The following is a 22,102-nucleotide window of genomic DNA, read 5'->3' on the forward strand; positions in this document are numbered from 1 at the left end:
ATGCTCAGAAAAAATTCTATATTCTTTAAGCAGGCGACATGCTGAATCGTTACTTTGAACTGATACTTCGTAACCCCCTTATTACTCTGTTTACTGTTCTGTTGGCTCTTATTGCTACTGGCAGTGGCGTTAAAGAGCTGACATTCACCAGCGACTTTCGCGCGTATTTCAGCGAAAAAAACCCTGAATTACGCGCCTTTGAAGCTATGGAGAAACGATTTTCCCGACAGGATAATCTTTATATTCTCGTGTCTTCTGTCGATCAATCTCTGTTTTCAGAAGAAGGTCTGAGCCTTATTGAACTACTTACAGAGGAGGCCTGGACGCTGCCGCACGTACAGCGTGTCGATTCACTTCATAATTTTCAGAATACGGATGTCGATGGCGATGAACTGATTATCGATAATTTTTACCGCATGGATGAGTTGCCAGAAAACTTATCTGAGCTTCAACAAAAAGCCATCAATCACTCCGACCTGGTACTAAAAACCATCAGTGAAAACGGTGAAGTTACCGGAATAAACCTTACGCTCTTTTTACCGGATGGAGAATCCTCACAAGCCTCACTGGACGCCGTCGACGCCGCACGGCAACTTCTCGATTCTACACGCCCGGATTACCCAGGGTTTCTGATCGAGCTAGGCGGCTCTGCAACGTCCAATGTGACTATGGGTGAAGCCATCGGTCAGGACATCAGCTCGCTACTGGTCATATCTTTTGCTGTGATGCTGGTCATTATGCTGGTTATGCTCAGAACCATTTCAGGCGTCGTTCTGGTCACGGCGCTTATTGGCATGTCGGTCCTGATCACTATGGGTTTATTCGGCTGGGCGGGATATACACTCACTCCCCCTACGGGTTTTGTGCCTACTGCCATCATGACCATCGCCGTCGCAGATACCATTCATATTCTGGTGTCGTATTACTTTCACTTACGTGAAGGTGAAGAAAAACGTGAGGCGCTGCTGAATAGCTTACGGATTAATTTTGCGCCGGTATTTATTACCAGCATTACCACCATGGTCGGCGTCCTCGCTCTGAACACCAGCGATTCTCCCCCCTACCGCGATATGGGGAATATGATCGCCGTCGGCGTCATGGTCGCCTGGGCCCTGACCATTACATTTTTACCCGCAGCGTTAACGATACTGCCGGCGCCAGACCGCTTTAAATCAAAGGGCCAGCACCGTTGGATGGATACCTTCGCTGACAGAGTTATACGCCATCACAAAGTACTCTTCATTGTCATGCTGGCGGTCGTCGCTGGCTGTGCCACTATGGCCAACCGCAATATTATTACCGAGCGCTGGCATGAATTTTTTGATGAATCATTCGAAGTCCGGCGGACCGTCGACAATATCGATAAGTCACTGAAGGGGCTTCATGCTCTCTACTTTGTCGCCGACTCACAGAAAAATGATGGTATTAATCAAGTCGATTTTTTACATCAGCTGGATGGATTTGATCAATGGCTGGAACAACAACCCGGTGTCGTCCATGTCAGCTCGTTGACTGACACCATCAAACGCCTGAATAAAAATCTGCATCAGAATAATGATGAGTGGTTTCGGATACCTGAATCATCCGAAGCTGCGGCACAGTACCTTCTGCTGTATGAGCTGTCTTTACCAATGGGGCTGGGACTTGAAACGACCATGACCAGTAACCGCAGTGCGACTCGACTCAGCGCGACGCTTGAGCGCACTGACTCAGCGAGTATCCGGGAGCTGGAAGCACGCGCGGTCGAGTGGGCAAAGACACATGCGCCACTGCTTAATATTACCGAGACAACGGGTCTGGATGTGGTGTTCGCCAACCTGACACACCGTAATGTATCGTCGATGCTGGAAGGAACGGCACTGGCATTGGTATTGATTTCGTTATTGATGGTTGCCGCGCTGCGCTCGTTCCGTCTTGGCGTCATCAGCATGGTGCCGAATGTTTTCCCTGCTCTGATGGCCTATGGGCTCTGGGGTATTCTGGTGGGACACGTCGACACCGCCACCTCAGTGGTTGCCTGCCTCTCTTTGGGGATCGTCGTCGACGATACCGTGCATTTTCTGAGTAAGTACAACTACGCGCGCGTGACTCTGGGTCGGAATGTCGAGGATGCGATTCGGTATGCCTTCCAGACAGTCGGCGTCGCCTTGCTAATCACGTCAGCAATTCTGGTCGGTGGTTTCACCGTTATGGAGTTTTCACACTTCCAGCCAAGCCGGGCGATGGGACTCTTACTGGCACTGACTATTGCCGTTGCACTGATCATCGACTTTCTGCTGTTGCCGCCACTGCTACTCCTGGTGGACCGGCGCCAGCAATCCACTCTCGATGATGCCGTCAAAGATAAACTGAACGGCCAGAGCGCACAGTAATACCCCCATTACCCGCATAATCACATGCATTCCGGTTACCCCCAGCAAGCGGGTAATCGGAGTTGCAGCAAACAGACAGATCAACGTCAGAATCATAATGGCCAGAATGCACACAACCACGGTGGCTTGCTGATAAATATCGCTGGCGTGGGCCATCATCAGCATAACGGCCCCCATACTTCCGGGCCCGGCAATCAGAGGCAATGCCATGGGGAACACAGAAACATCCTGACGCTCCTGTGTTTCTTCGTCCTCAAGTTCGGTTGTACTGCTGGCCCCCGAAGTCCTCGCAAACACCATTTCGATGCCAATCAACAGCAAAATAATGCCACCGGCAGTACGTAATGAGGCCATCGAAATTCCCAGAACGGACAACAAGGCCTCACCCAGGATGGCGAAAATGAGTAAGACTATAGTCGCAACCACAACAGACCGGATCGCCGTTTTCTTACGTTTCTGATCCGAATATTCAGATGTTAACGCCGCAAAAATAGCGGAAATATCAATCGGACTGACCGTCGCAAACAGCGTGGCCAGTGTGATTGCAGCGATTTCTAGCACAACTCAACCTTGTTTTATCCTGTTCAACTTTGACTCTAGCACTCCCCCAAAGTCGACTCCAGTGAATGCCCGTAATCCGGGCGTTAATACCAAGGTCTAGCTGTTCTGCGACATCCCTCAAGGCTAGTTTGGTGAAGTACCAATAAAAACGAGGAGTGGGTTATGGCTTTCCGATCTGATGAAGACAAAAAGGCCTATTGGCGTAAAAACCTGAATCTGATGTTCGTACTGCTGGTGATCTGGGCAGTCGTTTCATACGGATTCGGCATTCTGTTACGCCCTGTGCTGGACGCAATTCCAGTCGGTGGCGTTGGCCTTGGCTTCTGGTTCGCACAACAGGGGTCCATCTATGTGTTCCTTGGCATTGTGTTTTTCTACGCCAAAAAAATGCGCGAACTCGACCGTGAGTTCGGCGTTGATGATGACGAATAAGAGGAGCCTGATATGGATCTGCAAACCTTAACCTATATCGTAGTGGGACTGACGTTCTCACTCTACATCGGTATCGCTATCTGGGCTCGCGCCGGAACGACAGGTGAGTACTATGCGGCTGGCCGCGGTATTCACCCGGTCGCCAACGGTATGGCAACGGCCGCGGACTGGATGTCAGCCGCGTCATTTATCTCCATGGCGGGTCTGATTGCCTTTAAAGGCTACGACGCCTCTATCTTTCTGATGGGCTGGACCGGTGGTTATGTGCTGTTGGCACTCTGCCTTGCACCTTACCTGCGTAAGTTCGGTAAGTTCACTGTGCCTGACTTTATCGGTGACCGTTTCTATTCAAGCACCGCCCGTATCGTGGCAGTGATCTGTCTGATCGTCGCTTCGCTGACCTACGTAATTGGTCAAATGAAAGGTATCGGTGTGGCCTTCTCCCGCTTCCTCGACGTGGACTACGCGACCGGCCTGTATTCAGGTATGGCAATCGTATTCTTCTACGCCGTACTCGGTGGTATGAAAGGTGTTACCTATACACAGATCGCGCAATACTGTGTACTGATTTTCGCTTACACCGTCCCTGCGGTCTTTATCTCACTGAACCTGACCGGTAACCCTCTGCCTCAGCTGGGCCTGATCGGTGACACGGCTGACGGTACACCGCTGCTGCTGAAACTCGACCAGACGCTGGTTGACCTGGGTTTTGCGGAATACACGGCTCAGAAAGGTGGTACCTTCAATATGATGATGTATACGCTGTCTCTGATGCTGGGTACAGCCGGTCTGCCACACGTCATCATTCGTTTCTTCACTGTACCTAAAGTGAGCGACGCACGTACCTCTGCTGGCTGGGCTCTGCTGTTCATTGCGATCCTGTATACCACTGCGCCTGCGGTAGGTTCTATGGCTCGTCTGAACCTGACCAACACTATTCAACATGGTGAAGTCGGTGACCCACAAGGCAACCTGGTGTATGAAGAACGTCCTGACTGGTTCAAGAACTGGGAAAATACCGGCCTGCTGCAGTTCGAAGATAAGAACGGTGATGGTCGTATTCAGTACTACAACGATGGCAATGCTGAGTTTGCTGCAAAAGCAGAAGCTGAGTACGGCTGGAAAGGTAACGAGATGGTGAAAGTCGACCGTGACATCATGGTACTGGCCAACCCTGAAATCGCGAAGCTGCCGAACTGGGTGATTGCTCTCGTCGCTGCCGGTGGTCTTGCCGCTGCACTGTCGACCGCTGCCGGCCTGCTTCTGGCGATCTCAACAGCGATCTCTCATGACCTGCTGAAGCGTACCTTTATGACAGGCATCAGTGAGAAGAGCGAGCTCTTATCAGCGCGTATCGCGATGGCCGGTGCAATTCTGGTGGCGGGCTACCTTGGCCTGAACCCTCCGGGTTTCGCAGCACAGGTAGTGGCTCTGGCCTTCGGTCTGGCTGCTTCCTCGATCTTCCCAGTGCTGATGATGGGTATCTTCTCGACGAAGGTGAACAAGCAAGGTGCAATCGCCGGTATGCTGACAGGCCTGCTGAGCACACTGCTCTACATCTTCAGCTACAAGGGCTTCCTGTTTATTCCTGGCACTGAACTGCTGGCGAATACTCCGGATAACTGGTTCCTTGGTATTGCTCCAGAGGCGTTTGGTGCACTTGGTGCCCTGCTCAATTTCATCGTGGCCTTTGTGGTATCGAACATGACGGCACCTGTGCCTGACGATATCCGTAAGATGGTTGAAGACATCCGCGTACCGAAAGGTGCAGGAGGCGCTCAGGATCACTGATTAAAGCAGTGGTTCTACACAAAAAAAGCCCCGGCAGTGCCGGGGCTTTTTTTTGGATCTTCAATCGCCTGTTAGCGCAGCGTTTCGACAAATTCGATAACAGGCTCAGCACTGCTTGCCTTAAAAAACAACAGTGGTGACATGGTACCGATAATCGTCACGTGGGACGTACCTTCCAGTTGCTGAATAGCGACATCTTTACCAGCTTCCTGAAGCTTGTCTGCCATGGCAAAGCTGTTTCTTTGCGGGTCAACCAGGTCATCATCTTCTGGAACCAGAAGCAGCGCGGGAACGACAGCCTCGGAAGCAAACTCTATCGGATTTGAGTCTGGCGGATAATCCGGATGAAAGAATACAGGCTTCACCTCTTCGATTTTGATCGGATAAAGATCGTATGGTCCGGCAATGCCTACCCAGCCATTTAAGACGTCTGAACGATCAAGATTCTCACGCCCAAGCCAGGTCTTATCCAGTGCCATCATGGCCGCATTGTAGGCTCCGGCACTGTGCCCAACCAAAGTCATTCTAGAGTCAGGGTTGTATGCCTGAAGATCTCCGGAACGGATTATTTCGGATAACTTACGGACGGCTCCCGCGCTGTCGTACAGAAACTCGGGGTAACGCACTTCCGGATAGAGACGGTAGTCAGCAACGGCGACAATATAGCCTTCACTGGCCAGTCGCCGGCCGACAAAACGGTAGTCACTGCGCGAGCCACTATTCCAGCTGCCGCCATAAAAAAAGAGAATAACTGGTGTCTTCTCTTCCGGTGGACGACGTTCTTTTTTCTCAGGAAGGTACAGATCGAGCTTGTGGCGTTCATGCTCACCGTAAGCGATGTCTTTACGAAGATCTGCGTTGTAAACGTTCGAAATTCCGTTCACGAGGCCCAATGGGCTACATGCACTTAAGATCGAGGCTATGGGGAGCCAGATCAATTTTTTCATTAACTCTGAACCTGAGGAGTAAAAGATCCGACATCAACCAGATCAGAAATACAAAAAGCCGGCCCTCGTAAGCAGCCAGCTTTCAGCTTATTGGTAAATCAAAGAACGGCCAGAGCGGCGTCGTAATCCGGCTCATCGGCAGTTTCACCCACTTGTTCGATATGCAGCACAGAGCCATCCGTATCAACAACCACAACAGAGCGTGATAGCAGCCCGGTCAGCGGCCCTTCAACGAAGGTTACGCCGTAGTTATCGCCAAAACTGGAGCGGAAAGTGGAACCAACGAGTACGTTATCAATGCCCTCGGCGCCACAGAATCTCGCCATCGCAAAGGGCAGATCAGCAGAGATACAGACAACAACAACGTTATCCAGCGACGCGGCTTTCTCATTAAACTTACGCACAGAAGTAGCGCAGGTAGGCGTATCAACAGACGGGAAGATGTTCAGAATAACCCGCTTCCCCGACAGGCTATCAAGAGTCAGATCACTGAGATCTGCGGCTGCAAGAGTAAAACCAGGCGCTTTTGAACCTACTGGTGGCAGCTCACCAGCCGTTGAAAAAGGATTGCCTTGCAAAGTAACAGTTGCCATGAGTCGTCTCACATCGATGAAATGGACGATTACTATGCTATGGCTCGATAGGTCTTTCAATCATTCTTAGTAAAGAAAATCCCGATGGCGACAAAACAGTTCTTTCACCATCGGGAACAAACTCATTGATGAATGATATCGGGGCGCATAGGCGCCAGCGAGCGTATCAGTCGGTTCTGAGCAGTCTGAGGCGTTCCTGCATCATCCATAGCTGCCTGTAGCAGCTCGACTACCCGATTAAACTCCGCCTTTGTTATCTTCATGCCGGCATGAACGTCTTTCATGGAGTCACCGGTATACTCACACGGCCCACCACTTTCATGACAGAACTGCTCAATGAGCTTTTCTCGAAGTCGGGTGATATCCGTGCCTTCGAAGAACTTTACGATGTTCTGGTCGAAAGATATTTCATTAATAAAATTATCAACGATTTTCTCTACGCCTTCTTTGCCACCGAGCTCCTGATAATAATCATCCGCCTGAGCGACATTGAAACAGGCCAGGCCCGTAAACAAGGCAGCAATACAAGTCAATTTTTTAATCATGATACTTCCTTATTTAAACCAGCTTGAAATAGAAAAGTAAAAGCCATCCTGATCTTCGCTACCGGCAATACTACCGAGGTCGGCATACGCCAGAGTCAGATTGACATTTTTATTAGGGAACCAGGCGACGAAAACATCGCTGAAGCTGTCTTCGTCAAATGCACTCAGGTTATCCGGCTTTTTCCGGTATTCAGCCCCTAGGGCCAGGTCATCCGTCAACAGCACCAGAGCTGATACTTCAGGCTGTAATGTGTAGCCTGATTCATCATCGCCACCGTATCCCAGCAATCCCATCTGGTTAGCCTGCGTTGCCCGCAATGTGGCATTCCATAAAAAGTGATAGCCTGCGACAGCCGCCAGATGAACTTTGGTCGCAGACACGTAGTAATCAATGCCTGAATCGCTATCTTCGGCTCCTACCGCGTCTGCAATATCTCCGTCAAGCAGCCGCTTATACTGAATACCTGCTGCAACCTGCGGTAGAGCGGTATAAATAGCATCACCATAAATCCGGTATTTGGCTCCGTAAATTTCCTGCCTAAGGTCTCCTGCTACGCCCTTAATTTCGAAACTTTGTAAAGCAGCACTGACTTCAAATCGATTATCGTAACTGGCCGAAACACCGTTTACTTTCAGACGAAAGTCCTGAACATCGGTGGATGTATGAAAGGCACCCACCGAATACTCACCTTCATCTGCGTAACCACTGATCACTGCCCAGGGCGTCAAACCACCACCCGCACCACCTTCAAGCTGAGTAACACCCGATGTTGCTATCAGGCGCGAGCCTGCATTTACATCAGCGACTGCCAGAGTGGATATGGCTACCGCTGTTAATGGAATTAGTTTACTCTTCATTTTTCCTCCACCAGACGCTCTGGGTTAAATTCCTGCAACCATTGCCCCAGTGCATCTCGAGACATGGGCTTGGCAATAAAGTATCCCTGAATATAGTCGCACCCGAGCGTAGCCAGGAAATCGAGCGATTCTTTGTCCTCGACGCCCTCAGCAATTACTGACAGCCCCAGCTCATGGGCCATAGAAATTGTCGAACGAACAATAATCTGATCATCTGCACGGCTCGCTAATCTCAGAATGAAGCACTTATCGATCTTCAGTTCATGCACGGGCATCATCGCTAGTTTCGACAGTGCTGAATATCCAACGCCGTAGTCATCGATGGATAACCTGAAACCGCGACTACGATAGTAATTGAGAAGATCCAATGATTTGTCGACATCCGTCATCATGTCCCGCTCGGTGACTTCCAGACAGATATCTGCAGCATCCAGATTATTTTCAATTAGCTTCTGATCAATCAGCACCCGCAAGTTATCGTTGCTCAGATCCTGAGCTGACATATTGATCGATAACTGCAATGAAATTCCGGCTCGCTTCATATCTGCCTGATCGTCCAATACCCGGCCTATTACCCAGGACGTGACCAGGCCAATGAGTCCCGTCTGTTCTGCGAGCTCGATAAACATATCAGGTGGGATAAATCCCTCATCCGGATGAAACCAACGGATCAGAGCTTCGGCTTTATCAACTTCCCCGGTACGCACGTTGTATTTCGGCTGGTAATACATCTGCAACTGGTCGTCGTCGTTCTGGAGTGTTTCTTTCAGGTATTTAAGAATTTTCACCTTTTTCAGGTGAACTTTATCCTGACCTTCACGGAAGTAATAAAGCGGAGTCGCTGTGGTGATCGCATGCTCTAGTGCGACCTTGCCTCGGCGTAGAAGCTGTGACGGCGATTCCGCCTGATCAGGGTAAACAATAAATCCCGCGCGATAGTCTACCGTCAGACTGATATCATCTATTTGCATAGGTGCAGCCAGGTCGTTCAACACTCGCTGACAGGAAAGAATTTTCTGCGCCGTCGTTTCCTGATCCTCAGTTACTGGCAGCAGCATTGAAAACTCGTCTGCCGAGTGTCTTGAGGCTATGCCCTCAAAAGCAACCTTTTGTAAACGCTTAGCAACGGTGACCAGACATTCGTCACCAATCTCTATACCCAGTGTGTCGTTGATGGTTTTAAAACCGACCAGATTTAAGCCGAGGAGAATAAACCTATCACCACGCTCAGCAATTCCCGAGACGGCTTCAATCATGGCATCACGATTCAATAAACCCGTAAGTGAGTCATGCGATGCCTGATAAAGAATGCGCTCTTCACGCTCGGCCAGATCAACTTTCATGCGCCGGAAGGCACGGGTCAGACTACCAACATCCGAACTCGTCACGGGTATCTCAGACATGTCGCTGTATACACCACGAGCTATTTCACGCGCTTTTCCAGTAAGGATTACTAAAGGTTTCGTCAGTCGTTGGCTGATAACAAAACTACCGATCACGGCAATGATGAGTACGAGAACTGCGATCGCAAGAATCTGATTTCTGATGAATTCGTAGGATCTAAAGTACGACGACAGATCCTCTGTCATAAATACTCTGACGGAACTATCGTCAGTGGAAAGATCGACCTCCCGACTGGAATACTTCTGTACACGCTGGAATGGCAAACGCACGAGACTCGTCAGGTTGTCTGGTGCACGGATCGCCTCCACCACAGAACTCAGATCTGGCAAAGACGTTTCCACGACCCAATTGGCCTGTTGACCGGGAAGCCCGTTGGTAAAGGTCAGGTGAATAGTCGATTGTGCGATCCATTTACGGATATCTTCCGGGCGCACTCTGGTACCGATACCTGCCATCGCGGTCAGACGTGGGGCCCGTACGGGCACTATTGCCATGTGATAAATGGCGTCGCCAACGACCAGAAAGTCTGCAAATGTTTTTCCGGTGCGAACTTCCCCTATGGCACGATCATACGAAAAGCGCTGCCCACGGGTCAGTGCAGGTTCGGTCGATACAACGACCCGACCATCCAGATTTACAATGACCATAAGATCCGAACTGACACGCTCACCATGGTTCTGCAACATGCTGAGAATCGTCTCTGCGTCATTAGTAGCGACAGCCTGCTTGAAACCAAAGTCAGAGACCAACAAGGTCGCATTATTAATCAGTTGTTGTCGCCTTGCGTAAATTGCAGTTGTGAAGCTCTTTACACCTTCGCGCATCTCCTGATTGACCGTTTCACGAATGGCACTGCCGCTGCTCAACAAAACAAGTATCAATACCGTACAGGAAGATACGACAACCAGTGCTGCTGTAAACGTTAGTAACTGAGCCCTGAGGCTGAAAGGTGCGCCTTTTAAACCAAGCACGGATCTACCTTCTCATCCCATTGCCAAAACCGCCGTGGTTATGCCAACTAGCTTTGGTCTCGACAGGAGGGAGCTCAGGGTTAATAGCAATCAAGTAGTCTGAATCACCACTCTGATAATTCTGCAGGCCTTGTGCCGTCAGCGTTATCTGGTCGGTTTCGACTGCCGACAAGCGCTCATGCCAGATACGCAATTCTTCTATTTTTCCCTCAGCCCGGATCAGTGCTTCGCCATTTCGACCGGTAACACCCGAACTGAAACCAGTCGGTGTTACGTAGATATAGCCAATCATGTCATCGTGGATATTGCATCCGAGCACAACAATGCCCGGCTCACCGAATTCGATCGGAGCCTCAGGGACATCTGCGTACAGTTTGATTTCGAATACCTTCGGAGCAGAAAACGAATAAACATGATGGCGGATGTTATCGCTGTTGGGGAAGGAAACCAGATCGCTTTGATTGACCGAGAGCACACGGGGAGCAAATTTACGCTCAACCTGATCCATCAGAGCGATCGTCGGTGCTACTTCAGTCGGACTGTCAGTGCGTACAGAGACCACGGCATTTCCCATCGGCTGCCCCGCCATATCTGTGATCTTTATCCGATATTCCTGAGCAGAGAGCCGAAAGGCGAAAAGAAGACAGAAAGACAGAATCAGTACCCGGATGCAACAGCCTCCCAGCTTGTCATTCATACGACTTTGTTCTCCTGAAATACAGTCAACAAACCGGCATGCGGTTAAATTCAGAGGCAGTGAAGCGAGCATTAACGTCTGGCTGTTGGTTGTTTCACCGCTTTATATTAAAGGTAGTCAACAAGTGTCTGTCGCGCAAAGTCAGATATGTAATGTGTGCACCTGAAATAGGCTTTCAGGCCTCTCTTTTCGAGCCAGTGCATGGTCGCAGCGGAGCTAGGACGAGCCCTTCTGCAGCTTGATGAACATCAACGCTGTGGATACTACATCGCCCAGTGCCGTGTGCCGATCAATCACAGGGACATCGAGATCGCGTGCCAAGCCCTCAAACGTCAGATCAAGGTTTACCTCAGGTATGTAGCGCCGCTTCTGCCTGACATAAAGCTCCGACACTTCAATAAATCGATTAGGCAATTCAAAGCCATATAAGTCTCGGATATAACGATTAAGGATTGCTCTATCGTATTCGATATAAAAACCACAGATGGGTCGATTGCCAACGAAGTCGAGAAACTGCTGCACGGCATCCGCAGTAGCAACGCCGTGTTTACGATCTTCTTTCCTCAGGTAGTGAATCCTGACGGCGTCGGGATGTGTTACAGCATCCGAACGAACGGTGAGGTCAAGCGCCGATGAAAGCTCAATCGACCGACCACTGACAACGACCGCAGCGAGACTTAACAACTGACCTTTTTTTTTGTCGAACTCACTGGTCTCGCAATCCACAACAACGACGTCATCGCCGGTGTAGGGCTCCTCCATATGTGCCCAGCGCTCGGGTGGTGGCCGATACCCCGGCAGCCGCCGCTTTAACCAGAGAGGAAGTCTCACAGGTTCTCCAGGTGATAATGACTGACCAACCACTGTTTGAACTTCTTCACCCTATGCAATCCGTGACGCAATAACGACCGATCAACACTGCGCAGGTCAGATACTTTCAGTTGCTGCGTGAGTCCAGGATTCTTTTCCGCCTTTTCCAACTGATGACGAAGCCGGATTCTGAGGAATAATACGAGTGAGTCTTTCAGGCCCTGGGCAACCTCTTTGCTCAGAACCTCCTGCTCTGCGAGACGGTCGATACGGTCAAAGGTATTGGTCTCATACAACCCATGCTCGAACGCCAGAGCCCGCACGCCATGAACGAGAGGGAAGATGCCTCCTTTTTTGATATCGATGGCGCCGTGATCTTCCCGGATATTGCCCAGAAGAGTCAGTGGAGTCTCGAATTGCAAAGCAGGTCTCGCGAACCAGGAGGCAGCGATACTCGATCTCAGCGACTCGTGATGCCAGGCGCCACGAATTTCCTCAAATAATTCGCTATTGCCTGCGATGGGCTCCGCATCCATCAGGATCGCCATATTCATCATGGCCTCGGGAGATGAGTTGTTTAACCACTTACCTACGCGTGCGCGCCACTCGCCCGCCGTGTGTATCCAGGCATCGTTAATAAACATAACGCCACCAGGACAACGCGGATAACCAAAATCCAGAAGTACCTGATGCAACTTCTGAAGAGACGGCATCAGTGCATCCTTCACATGGTCATCGCGGATGATGATGGCGTTGTCCTGATCCGTTTTCAGAATCTGCTCACCACGGCCTTCACTCCCTAATACCAGTAAGCAGACCTGAGAGTTCAGTTTATCCGGAACTAATAACTCGAATGCTTTACGAATAAGACGTCGATTCAGCGTAGTAATCAGCGACATGATCGCCATGACTTTTACACCCTGCCCAGACAGGTTCGCGATCAGGCTTTCAAGGCGCCCTGCTGCAATCACCAGATCCTCTATTGAGCGAGCCTGTTCAATTCGCATCGCAACAATATGAGAGTGCGTTGAGAACGTACTGAGCATGTCCATCAACTCAAGTACACCAACGATTTCTTTGTTTCTGGTTACAACGACACGTTCAATCTGATGCTGGGTCATTTTTAACAAGGCATTGAACAGGTACTCACCTTCTTCTACCGTAATCAGATCAAAACAGGCGACCTCTGCAACCCGTGTTTCTTTCGGCAGAGAGTGGTTAAGAACGGCGTGCAACAGATCAGAGCCTGTCACGATCCCACGTCGCTCGCCATCACGGACTAACAGTGCATCATGCTTTTCATCACGCATCATTCTGGCGGTACGGACCAGTGTCGTCTGCCCCGTAACGTAGACGGGCGTGCGCATCGTATCGCCATCAACCTGCGCCAGAATAAACTCAGAAACTTCGCCACCACGCTGCTCCACGAGAGATTGCTGGGTTCCCAGATCCGTTCTGAAATACACAGAAAAATCATCCGAGCTATTAAGAAGCTGAATAAAATCTTTCGCTTTCAGGAGGTAGCAAAGCGTTTCTTCGATGGCAGTAAACCTGTGTTTACAGCTGCTCTCGAGTACCGCCCGAACATCGAACATGTCCTCAGTACCATACTGAGTAAACACCTGATCATCGTCGTCGGTTTCTTCCACAACGCCTTTGTATAAGATGTAAATACCGGGGGATTCCTGCCCCACTTCAAGAATCACTTCTCCGGCAGGAAAAAATACAAGATCAAGCCGGCTTTTAAGCCACGCCAATTCTTTTTCTGCAAGGAAGCTGAAAGGAGGCTGGTCAAGATTAATCTGTAAGCTCATAGGCCATTCCCTTTTTCATCCTGAGCCTGGCGGCCGCGCCTGGATACCAGCCACATAACGCCAACCGCCGTGAGTAAAGCAAAGAGTGCCGGGTGACGCCATGCAAAGAGAGGCTCTCCGTCTGCGGAAAAATATCCCCAGACCAAAGGCCCACACACCACCGCAATCACAGTGGCAGCCAGACCGGCGAGACCACCGGCAAGTGCACCAGCGGAAGTTAACCGATCACAGTACAAAGCACCCAGTAGCAGTGGCACATTCACACTCGCTGAGAAAGCAAACGCAAGACCAACAAGGTAAGCGACATTTTCAGTCTGCCAGAATAATGCCAGGAAAGCTGAACTGAGAACGGTCACAGTCGAAGCTAGCCGATGCAAATGGCGCTCATTCCAGCCTTTATTTGCGTTGTTAAGGGTTCGTGCATACCAATCGTGTGAAAAAGCCGAACTGCCTGTAAGGACTAACGAGGTCATCACTGAAAACAGAACGACAACAAGTATTGCCACCAGCACAGCAGTGAGAAACTCGCCACCGATACTTTGCGCTAAGTGCACCAATATCAGGTTGCTGCCCGCATTGGTCACCGGAGTCTCAGTCTGATCAAGAAGGTTGATGGTAAGAAAACCCAGAAGGATGATCAGAATATAAAAAATACCGATCATACCCGTGGCGTAAAACACCGACATCCGCGCACGCCGTTCATCAGCAACAGAAAAGAAGCGACTCATTACATGAGGGAGCCCGACTGGGCCAAGAATTAACGCAATCCCCAGGCTGAATAAGGCTAAAGGTGAGTCCTTACTCACTGCGCCACCGTTAATCACTGAGGTCGCTTTCCAGACATCAATGCTGAATAGCTCGGACAGACTGGAGCTTGCGCGATCAAAAGCCAGTGCCGTTATCACCAACATCAGAGTGATGACCAACCCCGCTTTTATCATCTGCGCCCGGGAGGAAAATATCATGCGACCTGTTAAAGCCGTCACCAGAGCCAGCGCGGTCAATGCCGTCACTAACAACTCATAGCCGACATCGAAAATGTAATTAAGTAGCCACGCCATCGCAATAAACTGAGCAGAGAGATAAATCACGACCACAGGGAAGTAACCCAATGTCGCGACAAGCACGACGCGACGATCAGAAAACCTGTCTTTAAGCACATCAGCGAGCGTGAAGTGCCCTATTGTTCTCAGCTTATCTGCAAGCAAAATCAGAATAATCGGCCAACCAGAAAAAAATCCGACGGCATAGAGAAGTCCGCTGTAACCGGAAAACAGTATCAGACCAGTAATGCCCAGTAATGATGCTGCTGACAGATAATCTCCTGTAATAGCGAGTCCGTTCCTCAGACCGCCATACTCGCGACCTGCGGCGTAGAATTCAGCGGCGGTGCGAATCCGATTAGCACTCCAGATCATCAGAATCATTAAAGGAAGTGCAGTCAGGACAAAATACAGTGCCGTATTACTCATCAGCATTAAACCTCGACGTCCTGCCTGATCCGTTCGAGCTCATCATCAAATACAGTGTTCATTTGTTTGACGTAAACGCCAGTCACCAGGAACTGAAACAGGATAAGCATGATGGCTGCAGGAATGAGCCAAGGAGTCGGATTCTGTGCACTGACCGGCTGCAACAGTACCTGAGGGAAAGAGACAAAGACAAAAAGAAAACTCAGGTAACAGGTAAGCAACACGACGGCGACACTTGCACGATACTGCCGGATACGGACCCGCAATCGCTGATACTCTGGATGTATCAGAAGCTTCGCACGATACTCTTTGGCGTTCGAGTTTTGACTGAAGTTGAGATGCGAGGGCATTGGCCGGTCCCGGGCAAATACTGGACTATCAGTTTACCGCCTGAGCTGGCTTTTCTCTGCCCTACCATAGTAGAAGTGAAAAGCTCTATCATATCGCTGCGTTCTGGCCCAATAATTGAAGATGCATCTGATGAAAATAGTGTTAGGCTGAAAGAAAATAACCGGAAAAATGTATGATTCCTGACTGGCATCTACTGCTTCTTTCACTAGCTTATATCGCCATTCTCTTCGCAGTTGCCTGGTACGGCGACAAGCGTGCGATTTCAGGTAACCCCGTCCATAACCGCCCACTGGTGTACAGCCTTTCACTCGCAGTCTACTGCACGTCCTGGACGTTTTACGGTGCGGTCGGTCAGGCCGCCAGCAGTGGCTGGCTGTTTATGGCGATATATGTCGGCCCGATTATATTTCTGTTGCTGTTATGGCCACTCCTCGAACGCATTATCCGTATCACCAAAGAGAAGCGCCTGACGTCTATCGCCGATTTTATTGCCACCCGATATGGTAAAGACCATTCACTGGCCATTCTGGTCACAGTGGTTGCAGTTGTTGGGGTGATTCCGTATATCGCGCTGCAATTAAAAGCCATTTCGACGACCTACGAGTTACTGACCCAGCCGCTAGGGTTCAGCCACCCTATTCCCGAGCTTATATTTCAGGACACAGCCTTCTATATCACGCTCCTGATGGCGCTTTTCGTTGTCATGTTTGGCACCCGGGATATTGATGCCAGCGAGCAACACCCCGGCATGATACTGGCTGTCGCATTTGAATCTGTCGTAAAGCTCGTCGCCATGGTGGCGGTTGGCCTTTGGGCGATTTATTCACTCTACGATACTCCGGGCGATGTGGTACGTATTGCCCGTGAAACTGACCCCGACCATCCGTTATTTAACAGCAGTTTCATCTCTGTCTCCTTTATGCTCCAGACCCTGCTCGCCGGCATAGCCATTCTTTGTTTACCACGACAGTTTCAGGTAGGAGTAATCGAGAATGAATCCACGCGCCACATCCAGTCGGCACGATGGATGTTTCCTCTCTACCTGGCACTCATGTTGTTATTTGTTGCGCCACTGGCACTCTCCGGCCATCTGTTTATGAAAGACCTTGGCTTCTCGCCCGACTCATACGTTGTCAGCCTGCCATTGACCATGGGGGCAGACGCTTTAGCCATGTTTGCCTTCATCGGTGGCGCTAGTGCTGCCACGGGTATGATCATTGTCGCAACCATTGCGGTCAGCACCATGATTTCAAATGAAGTCGTGCTGCCTGTTATTTTCCGCCGTCAGCAACGTGACGGACAGCAGCTGGAATCTGTTCAACAGCTGGTTCTGACAGTCCGTCGTCTTGTTATTGGTCTGCTTCTGTTGAGTTCATATGTCTTTTACCGCTTCGCCGGAGGGCTGGAGTCTCTGGCAGCGATCGGTCTTCTGTCGTTCGCTGCCATCGCTCAGTTCGCGCCCGCGCTGTTTGGCGGATTACTTTGGCAAGGCGGTAATCGTCAGGGGGCCATTGCGGGTATTCTCGGTGGCATATTTATCTGGTTTCAGCAGCTGTTCTGGCCCGTTGTCAGCCAACAGCTGGGCGCAGACAGCGTCGATGTGCTCATACCATACGCCCTGCTAGGTTTCGATATGGACGATTTCAGCTTCGCTGTCATTGTCAGCCTGATGGTTAACATCACGCTATATATTGTATTTTCTGTGGTCTCTACAGCTCCTGTAAGAGAGCGTATGTTGGCGAACGAGTTCACCAGTATGCGTGCAGCACCAGAGCGACGCCCGAAAAGCAGCCTGGACTGCAAAGTCGACGATGTCAGGGTCGTTCTGGAACGTATTCTTGGTCAGGAAAAATCTGATAGCTTCTTCCACGTTTATCAGGGAACGCACGGCCTTCAGTACGACAATGCCGCCGCTTCAAATGAACTCTTACATGATGCTGAAGAGCTGCTCGGCTCTGTCGTAGGGTCATCTTCTGCACGATTGATTTTTTCTACTTTATTGGGCGGCGAGCAGATCCAGCTCAAGGATCTTACTCTTCTCGCCAGCGAAGCATCTAACGCCTATGCTTTGAGTCGGGAACAACTCCAGGCAGCGCTGGAAAATATTCGACAAGGTGTCAGCGTTATTGACCGCGACCTCAAGCTCGTCGCCTGGAATAACCGCTACTCAGAATTATTCGAATACCCCAGTGGGTTTATACATGTGGGTAAACCGATTGAAGAAGTCATCGCCTACAACGCCATGCGTGGTTTCTGTGGCCAGGGCGAAGTCGAAGACCAGGTCCAGCGACGTATGCAGTTCCTGAAAACCGGTTCGGCGCACGAATTCGAGCGACAGCTCCCCAACGGCGTCGTCGTGTCCATGCAGGGACACCCGATGCCCGACGGCGGTTTTGTAACCAGTTTCACGGATATTACCGTTCACAGGCAGGCAGAACGTGCATTAAAAGAAGCGAACATCAGCCTCGAACGCCGCGTTGAAAAACGCTCCGAAGAATTGGATGAACTGGCCGCACAGCTTATCGAAGCCAACCAGAGTAAAACCCGGTTCCTGGCTGCCACAGGCCATGACCTGATGCAGCCTCTGAATGCCGCTAAGCTGTTTGCATCGACTCTGGCGCAACAGTCCCTGTCCGAAAAACAAAGTGAGTTGCTGGAGCATCTGGAGGGCTCACTGCAATCGGCAGAGGAAGTACTTTCGCACCTTGTTGAAATATCTAAGCTCGACTCCGGCAACATGGAACCTAAGCCCATACCCCTGTCGCTGGAGCGAATCCTTAAACCTCTTCGGGATGAATTTGGTGCCTTGGCCGAACAGCGCGGTATCAACTTTAAGGTCAGGCACACCAGCGCCTGGGTTATCAGTGACGCTCACTGGCTACGACGCATCATCCAGAACTTTATCAGTAATGCTGTGCGCTACACCGAAAAAGGCGGCATTCTGGTCGGCTGTCGTCATCGTGGCGACAATCTCAGGCTTGAGGTATGGGATACAGGTCCCGGCATACCGGATGATAAAATTGAGGAGATTTTTCGCGAGTTCCGCCGTCTCAATAACACACGGCAAGACAGTAAGGGGCTGGGGCTCGGGCTTGCGATTGTTGAGCGTATGGCAAAGCGGATGGATCATCCGATTCAGGTAACATCTAAGCCAGGAGCAGGAACCTGTTTCGCTATTACTCTGCCCTTAACCGCAGCTCAGGCTGAAGAGGCGGTAGCAGTTCATACCACGCCGCAGGCTGCCAGCTTCGCGCATCTGAAGGCCTTCTGCATCGATAATGATCCGGAAGTCCTGGAAGGCATGAAAGCTCTGCTCTCAAGCTGGGGCTGCGACATTTTCGCAGCCCAGAATGAAATTGATGCGGAAGATATCCCATTTAAACCCGACATCATGCTGGCTGATTTTCAACTGGACGGCGATGTTACGGGGCTGGATGTGATGTCGCGACTGCGGGAAAAGTTTGGTGATATTGAAATTCCGGGCATTCTGATTACTGCAGACCCGCGCACACAAGTGGCTGAAAAAGCGAAACAGGATGGTTATCAATTCCTCGGTAAGCCTGTAAGACCGGCATCCCTCAGGGCATTGATGCGCCGCATTGCCAAACACTGATACGGCAGACAGACATAGAGGCCTTACTCGGCCTCACCAACCGGATCTGATGCCAGGTCATTACGTTCTATGTCGAGCGTCTGTACAGCAATCACCGCCTGAGTCCGGGTGCGTACGCCCAGCTTGCGAAATATTGCCGTGACGTGCGCCTTAATCGTCGCTTCACTGACTTCCAGGTCATAGGCGATCTGCTTATTCAACATACCTTCCGACATCATTGTCAGCACCCTGAACTGCTGGGGCGTCAGGCTTGCCAGTTTTTGCGCCAGATCCATAGATACTGTGTCTGGTGCATGCTGATGCTGCCGGGCTTGCTTGGGTAGATAAATATCCCCTTTGAGCACCTCACCTATAGCAGCAGAGATCTCTTCCAGCGACGAAGACTTAGCGATGTACCCCGATGCTTCGTGATCAATCGCCTGACACATAACGGCAGGGTCTTCACAGGCAGACACAACCATCACCGGTATCTCAGGGTAATGAGAACGAAGGAATACCAGACCCGAATAACCGTGCGCCCCAGGCATATTGAGGTCCAGAAGAATCAGGTCTGTATCTGCATGGCCTTCAACCACGGTCTGAAGCTCCGGCAAGGACTCAGCCTGAACGATCTCAGCATCTGGTGCTATCTGGCTGACAGCCTGCTGTAACGCAGTACGGAACAGAGGATGATCATCTGCAACAATGATCTTTTGCGCTAGTTGCATAGCTAACTCCGGCAAAGATTTATTTTTATTATGGGCCAGATACAGAAAACCGGACAGTTTGTCCGGTATTCCTTTCAGGCCGACCTCAGCGATTTAACCGCTGATCAATCAAAGTATCAACCACCGTTGGATCAGCGAGTGTGGAAGTGTCCCCCAAGGCATCATGCTCGTTGGCGGCGATCTTGCGAAGAATCCGGCGCATGATCTTACCTGAGCGAGTCTTAGGCAGCCCCGGCGTGATCTGAATTAAATCAGGGGTCGCCACCGGCCCGATCTCTGATCGCACCCAGTCACGCAGCTCTTTTGCCAGCTCGTCTGAGGCTTCTTCGCCCGCATTTAACGTTACGTAAACGTAGATGCCCTGCCCTTTAATGTCGTGCGGATAACCCACAACCGCAGCCTCTGCGACCTTGCTGTGAGCAACCATCGCACTTTCAATTTCTGCGGTGCCCATGCGGTGTCCGGATACATTGAGAACATCATCGACCCGTCCAGTAATCCAGTAGTAACCATCGGCATCGCGACGTGCGCCATCACCGGTGAAATACATACCGCGGAAAGTAGAGAAGTATGTCTGCACGAAGCGCTCATGATCACCATAAACACTGCGTGACTGGCCCGGCCAGCTATCAACCATCACCAGATTACCGTCGGTAGCACCTTCGAGAATCATACCCGAGTTGTCCACCAGCGCTGGTTGAACCCCAAAGAACGGACGGGTTGCCGAGCCCGGCTTCATATCGGTCGCACCCGGTAATGGCGTGATCATGATGCCGCCAGTTTCCGTCTGCCACCAGGTATCAACAATTGGGCAACGCTCGTCACCAATGGTTTTGTAGTACCACTCCCAGGCTTCAGGGTTGATCGGCTCACCGACCGAACCAAGCAGACGCAGAGAAGACCGGCTGGTACCCTCTACTGGAGCTGTACCTTCAGCCATCAGCGAACGAATCGCTGTCGGAGCGGTATAAAGAATATTGACCTTATGCTTATCAACGATCTGCGACATACGTGCGCTGGTCGGATAATTCGGTACACTCTCCATCATTACGGTGATACCACCGTTAGCGAGCGGACCATACAGCAGGTACGTATGCCCGGTAATCCAGCCTACGTCTGCAGTACACCAGTACACATCACCATCGTGATAATCAAATACATACTCGTGCGTAATTGACGCCCAGACCATGTAACCGCCTGTAGTGTGCAGTACTCCCTTCGGCTTACCGGTCGAGCCCGAGGTATAGAGAATAAATAACGGATCTTCTGCACCCATCTCTTCAGCTGGGCAATTTGGAGAGGCAATCTTAACCAGATCTTCGTACCAGACATCGCGCGCATCATGCCATGCAATGTCACCTCCGGTCCGCTTAACAACAATGACCTTTTCCAGTGAACGAATGCTTGGGTGAGTTAAGGCTTCGTCTACGTTAGCTTTCAGAGCAACGGCCCGGCCAGCGCGGACACCTTCGTCTGCGGTGATCACGATTTTGGCATTACTGTCTTCAATACGCCCTGCCAGTGCATCCGGCGAAAAACCGCCAAAGACGACCGAATGAATGGCGCCGATACGGGCACACGCCAACATGGCGACGGCCGCTTCGGGAATCATCGGCATGTAGATGCATACGACGTCACCTTTGCGCACACCCTGACTTCTCAGTGCGTTACCGAAACGGGATACTTCGTCATGCAGTTCGCGATAGGTAATAGTGCGATCTTCTTCTGGGTTGTCGCCTTCCCAGATAATAGCGGTCTGGTCTCCACGGGTTTCCAGGTGGCGATCCAGGCAGTTGGCAGCCGCGTTGAGTGTACCGTCCTCAAACCAGCGGATATCCACGTTGTGATCATCAAACGATACGTTGCGGACTTTACTGAAAGGTTTGATCCAGTCGATACGGTCGTTAGCCTGATCGCGCCAGAAGCCCTCTGGGTTCACCACTGACTGCTGGTACATTTCCAGGTACTTTTCATTGTTGATCCAGGCGCTGTCGGCGTATTCTGGTTTCACGCTGTAAATCTTTTCATTCGCCTTTGGCTGATCACTCATTATTATTTCTCCTGTGAAAACACGGCCCTGTCACGGCTTCCGATTGGTTTCAGTGTCTGCAATCCTGCGCCACACCTGAATTAGACGATGGTCTAGCGATGGTTTGCCCGGATA

Annotated in this window: 17 protein-coding genes; 4 read left to right on the forward strand and 13 right to left on the reverse strand. The window is 50.8% G+C overall.

From position 1 onward, the window contains the following. The first annotated feature begins 38 nt into the window (after positions 1-38). Positions 39-2,372, forward strand: coding sequence for an efflux RND transporter permease subunit (locus AC5E51_RS09990; RefSeq protein WP_068435168.1), 2,334 nt, complete (start codon positions 39-41; stop codon positions 2,370-2,372). Here AC5E51_RS09990 and AC5E51_RS09995 read toward each other — a convergent pair. Then, entirely contained in the window at positions 2,292-2,933 is a 642-nt protein-coding gene (locus AC5E51_RS09995; RefSeq protein WP_068435166.1) for a MarC family protein, read from the reverse strand. The two genes, AC5E51_RS09990 and AC5E51_RS09995, sit on opposite strands and share 81 nt — an antisense overlap. A 162-nt stretch (positions 2,934-3,095) precedes the next feature. Here AC5E51_RS09995 and AC5E51_RS10000 point away from each other — a divergent pair, with 162 nt between their 5' ends. Both AC5E51_RS10000 and AC5E51_RS10005 read left to right on the forward strand, forming a co-directional pair. Beyond that, on the forward strand, positions 3,096-3,365 hold the full coding sequence (locus AC5E51_RS10000; RefSeq protein ID WP_068435164.1) for a DUF4212 domain-containing protein: 270 nt from the start codon (positions 3,096-3,098) through the stop codon (positions 3,363-3,365). A gap of 12 nt (positions 3,366-3,377) precedes the next feature. Next, complete coding sequence (locus tag AC5E51_RS10005; protein ID WP_068435161.1) at positions 3,378-5,156, forward strand: sodium:solute symporter family protein; 1,779 nt, start codon at positions 3,378-3,380, stop codon at positions 5,154-5,156. Between the two features lie 71 nt (positions 5,157-5,227). Here the strand turns inward: AC5E51_RS10005 and AC5E51_RS10010 are convergent, their stop codons facing one another. The 10 genes from AC5E51_RS10010 to AC5E51_RS10055 form a co-directional block, all read right to left on the reverse strand. Then, complete coding sequence (locus tag AC5E51_RS10010; protein ID WP_068435159.1) at positions 5,228-6,103, reverse strand: alpha/beta hydrolase; 876 nt, start codon at positions 6,101-6,103, stop codon at positions 5,228-5,230. A 98-nt stretch (positions 6,104-6,201) separates the two neighbouring features. Further along, complete coding sequence (tpx, locus tag AC5E51_RS10015) at positions 6,202-6,696, reverse strand: thiol peroxidase (protein ID WP_068435157.1); 495 nt, start codon at positions 6,694-6,696, stop codon at positions 6,202-6,204. A 122-nt stretch (positions 6,697-6,818) separates the two neighbouring features. Beyond that, positions 6,819-7,241, reverse strand: a complete 423-nt coding sequence (locus AC5E51_RS10020; RefSeq protein WP_068435155.1) for a group I truncated hemoglobin — start codon at positions 7,239-7,241, stop codon at positions 6,819-6,821. A 9-nt stretch (positions 7,242-7,250) separates the two neighbouring features. Then, positions 7,251-8,099, reverse strand: a complete 849-nt coding sequence (locus tag AC5E51_RS10025) for a DUF3034 family protein (protein ID WP_068435153.1) — start codon at positions 8,097-8,099, stop codon at positions 7,251-7,253. Continuing rightward, entirely contained in the window at positions 8,096-10,474 is a 2,379-nt protein-coding gene (locus AC5E51_RS10030; RefSeq protein WP_491778528.1) for a putative bifunctional diguanylate cyclase/phosphodiesterase, read from the reverse strand. Before AC5E51_RS10030 ends, AC5E51_RS10025 begins: the two co-directional genes overlap by 4 nt. A gap of 4 nt (positions 10,475-10,478) precedes the next feature. Further along, a complete protein-coding gene (locus AC5E51_RS10035; RefSeq protein WP_301378135.1) occupies positions 10,479-11,171 on the reverse strand; it encodes a cupredoxin domain-containing protein in 693 nt (230 codons plus the stop codon). Positions 11,172-11,387: 216 nt separating this feature from the next. Continuing rightward, on the reverse strand, positions 11,388-12,002 hold the full coding sequence (locus AC5E51_RS10040; RefSeq protein ID WP_068435149.1) for a 3'-5' exonuclease: 615 nt from the start codon (positions 12,000-12,002) through the stop codon (positions 11,388-11,390). Beyond that, positions 11,999-13,795 carry a DUF294 nucleotidyltransferase-like domain-containing protein gene (locus tag AC5E51_RS10045; RefSeq protein ID WP_301378136.1) on the reverse strand — a complete coding sequence of 599 codons (1,797 nt, stop codon included), beginning with the start codon at positions 13,793-13,795 and terminating at the stop codon, positions 11,999-12,001. Before AC5E51_RS10045 ends, AC5E51_RS10040 begins: the two co-directional genes overlap by 4 nt. Next, on the reverse strand, positions 13,792-15,267 hold the full coding sequence (locus AC5E51_RS10050) for a solute symporter family protein (RefSeq protein ID WP_297533152.1): 1,476 nt from the start codon (positions 15,265-15,267) through the stop codon (positions 13,792-13,794). The genes AC5E51_RS10045 and AC5E51_RS10050 overlap by 4 nt, the downstream gene beginning before the upstream one ends. A gap of 5 nt (positions 15,268-15,272) precedes the next feature. Further along, complete coding sequence (locus tag AC5E51_RS10055) at positions 15,273-15,617, reverse strand: DUF485 domain-containing protein (protein ID WP_068435142.1); 345 nt, start codon at positions 15,615-15,617, stop codon at positions 15,273-15,275. A gap of 173 nt (positions 15,618-15,790) precedes the next feature. Between AC5E51_RS10055 and AC5E51_RS10060 the strand changes: the two genes are divergently transcribed. Beyond that, entirely contained in the window at positions 15,791-19,231 is a 3,441-nt protein-coding gene (locus AC5E51_RS10060) for a PAS domain-containing hybrid sensor histidine kinase/response regulator (RefSeq protein ID WP_301378137.1), read from the forward strand. Between the two features lie 23 nt (positions 19,232-19,254). On the opposite strand, the gene AC5E51_RS10065 is transcribed toward AC5E51_RS10060, so the two are convergent. Both AC5E51_RS10065 and acs read right to left on the reverse strand, forming a co-directional pair. Continuing rightward, positions 19,255-19,938: a response regulator gene (locus AC5E51_RS10065; RefSeq protein ID WP_301378138.1), complete on the reverse strand. Its 684-nt coding sequence runs from the start codon at positions 19,936-19,938 to the stop codon at positions 19,255-19,257. An 85-nt stretch (positions 19,939-20,023) separates the two neighbouring features. Beyond that, complete coding sequence (gene acs, locus AC5E51_RS10070; RefSeq protein WP_068435137.1) at positions 20,024-21,988, reverse strand: acetate--CoA ligase; 1,965 nt, start codon at positions 21,986-21,988, stop codon at positions 20,024-20,026. Positions 21,989-22,102: the final 114 nt, after the last annotated feature.

The organism is Thalassolituus sp. (genome assembly GCF_984348125.1).

What these genes read in the sequence shown, in the direction of transcription:
- AC5E51_RS09990 (WP_068435168.1), top strand. Translation starts at nt 39, where the DNA reads ATGCTGAATCGTTACTTTGAACTGATACTTCGTAACCCCCTTATTACT.
- AC5E51_RS10000 (WP_068435164.1), top strand. Translation starts at nt 3,096, where the DNA reads ATGGCTTTCCGATCTGATGAAGACAAAAAGGCCTATTGGCGTAAAAAC.
- AC5E51_RS10005 (WP_068435161.1), top strand. Translation starts at nt 3,378, where the DNA reads ATGGATCTGCAAACCTTAACCTATATCGTAGTGGGACTGACGTTCTCA.
- AC5E51_RS10010 (WP_068435159.1), bottom strand. Translation starts at nt 6,103, where the DNA reads ATGAAAAAATTGATCTGGCTCCCCATAGCCTCGATCTTAAGTGCATGT.
- tpx (WP_068435157.1), bottom strand. Translation starts at nt 6,696, where the DNA reads ATGGCAACTGTTACTTTGCAAGGCAATCCTTTTTCAACGGCTGGTGAG.
- AC5E51_RS10020 (WP_068435155.1), bottom strand. Translation starts at nt 7,241, where the DNA reads ATGATTAAAAAATTGACTTGTATTGCTGCCTTGTTTACGGGCCTGGCC.
- AC5E51_RS10025 (WP_068435153.1), bottom strand. Translation starts at nt 8,099, where the DNA reads ATGAAGAGTAAACTAATTCCATTAACAGCGGTAGCCATATCCACTCTG.
- AC5E51_RS10035 (WP_301378135.1), bottom strand. Translation starts at nt 11,171, where the DNA reads ATGAATGACAAGCTGGGAGGCTGTTGCATCCGGGTACTGATTCTGTCT.
- AC5E51_RS10045 (WP_301378136.1), bottom strand. Translation starts at nt 13,795, where the DNA reads ATGAGCTTACAGATTAATCTTGACCAGCCTCCTTTCAGCTTCCTTGCA.
- AC5E51_RS10050 (WP_297533152.1), bottom strand. Translation starts at nt 15,267, where the DNA reads ATGAGTAATACGGCACTGTATTTTGTCCTGACTGCACTTCCTTTAATG.
- AC5E51_RS10055 (WP_068435142.1), bottom strand. Translation starts at nt 15,617, where the DNA reads ATGCCCTCGCATCTCAACTTCAGTCAAAACTCGAACGCCAAAGAGTAT.
- AC5E51_RS10060 (WP_301378137.1), top strand. Translation starts at nt 15,791, where the DNA reads ATGATTCCTGACTGGCATCTACTGCTTCTTTCACTAGCTTATATCGCC.
- AC5E51_RS10065 (WP_301378138.1), bottom strand. Translation starts at nt 19,938, where the DNA reads ATGCAACTAGCGCAAAAGATCATTGTTGCAGATGATCATCCTCTGTTC.
- acs (WP_068435137.1), bottom strand. Translation starts at nt 21,988, where the DNA reads ATGAGTGATCAGCCAAAGGCGAATGAAAAGATTTACAGCGTGAAACCA.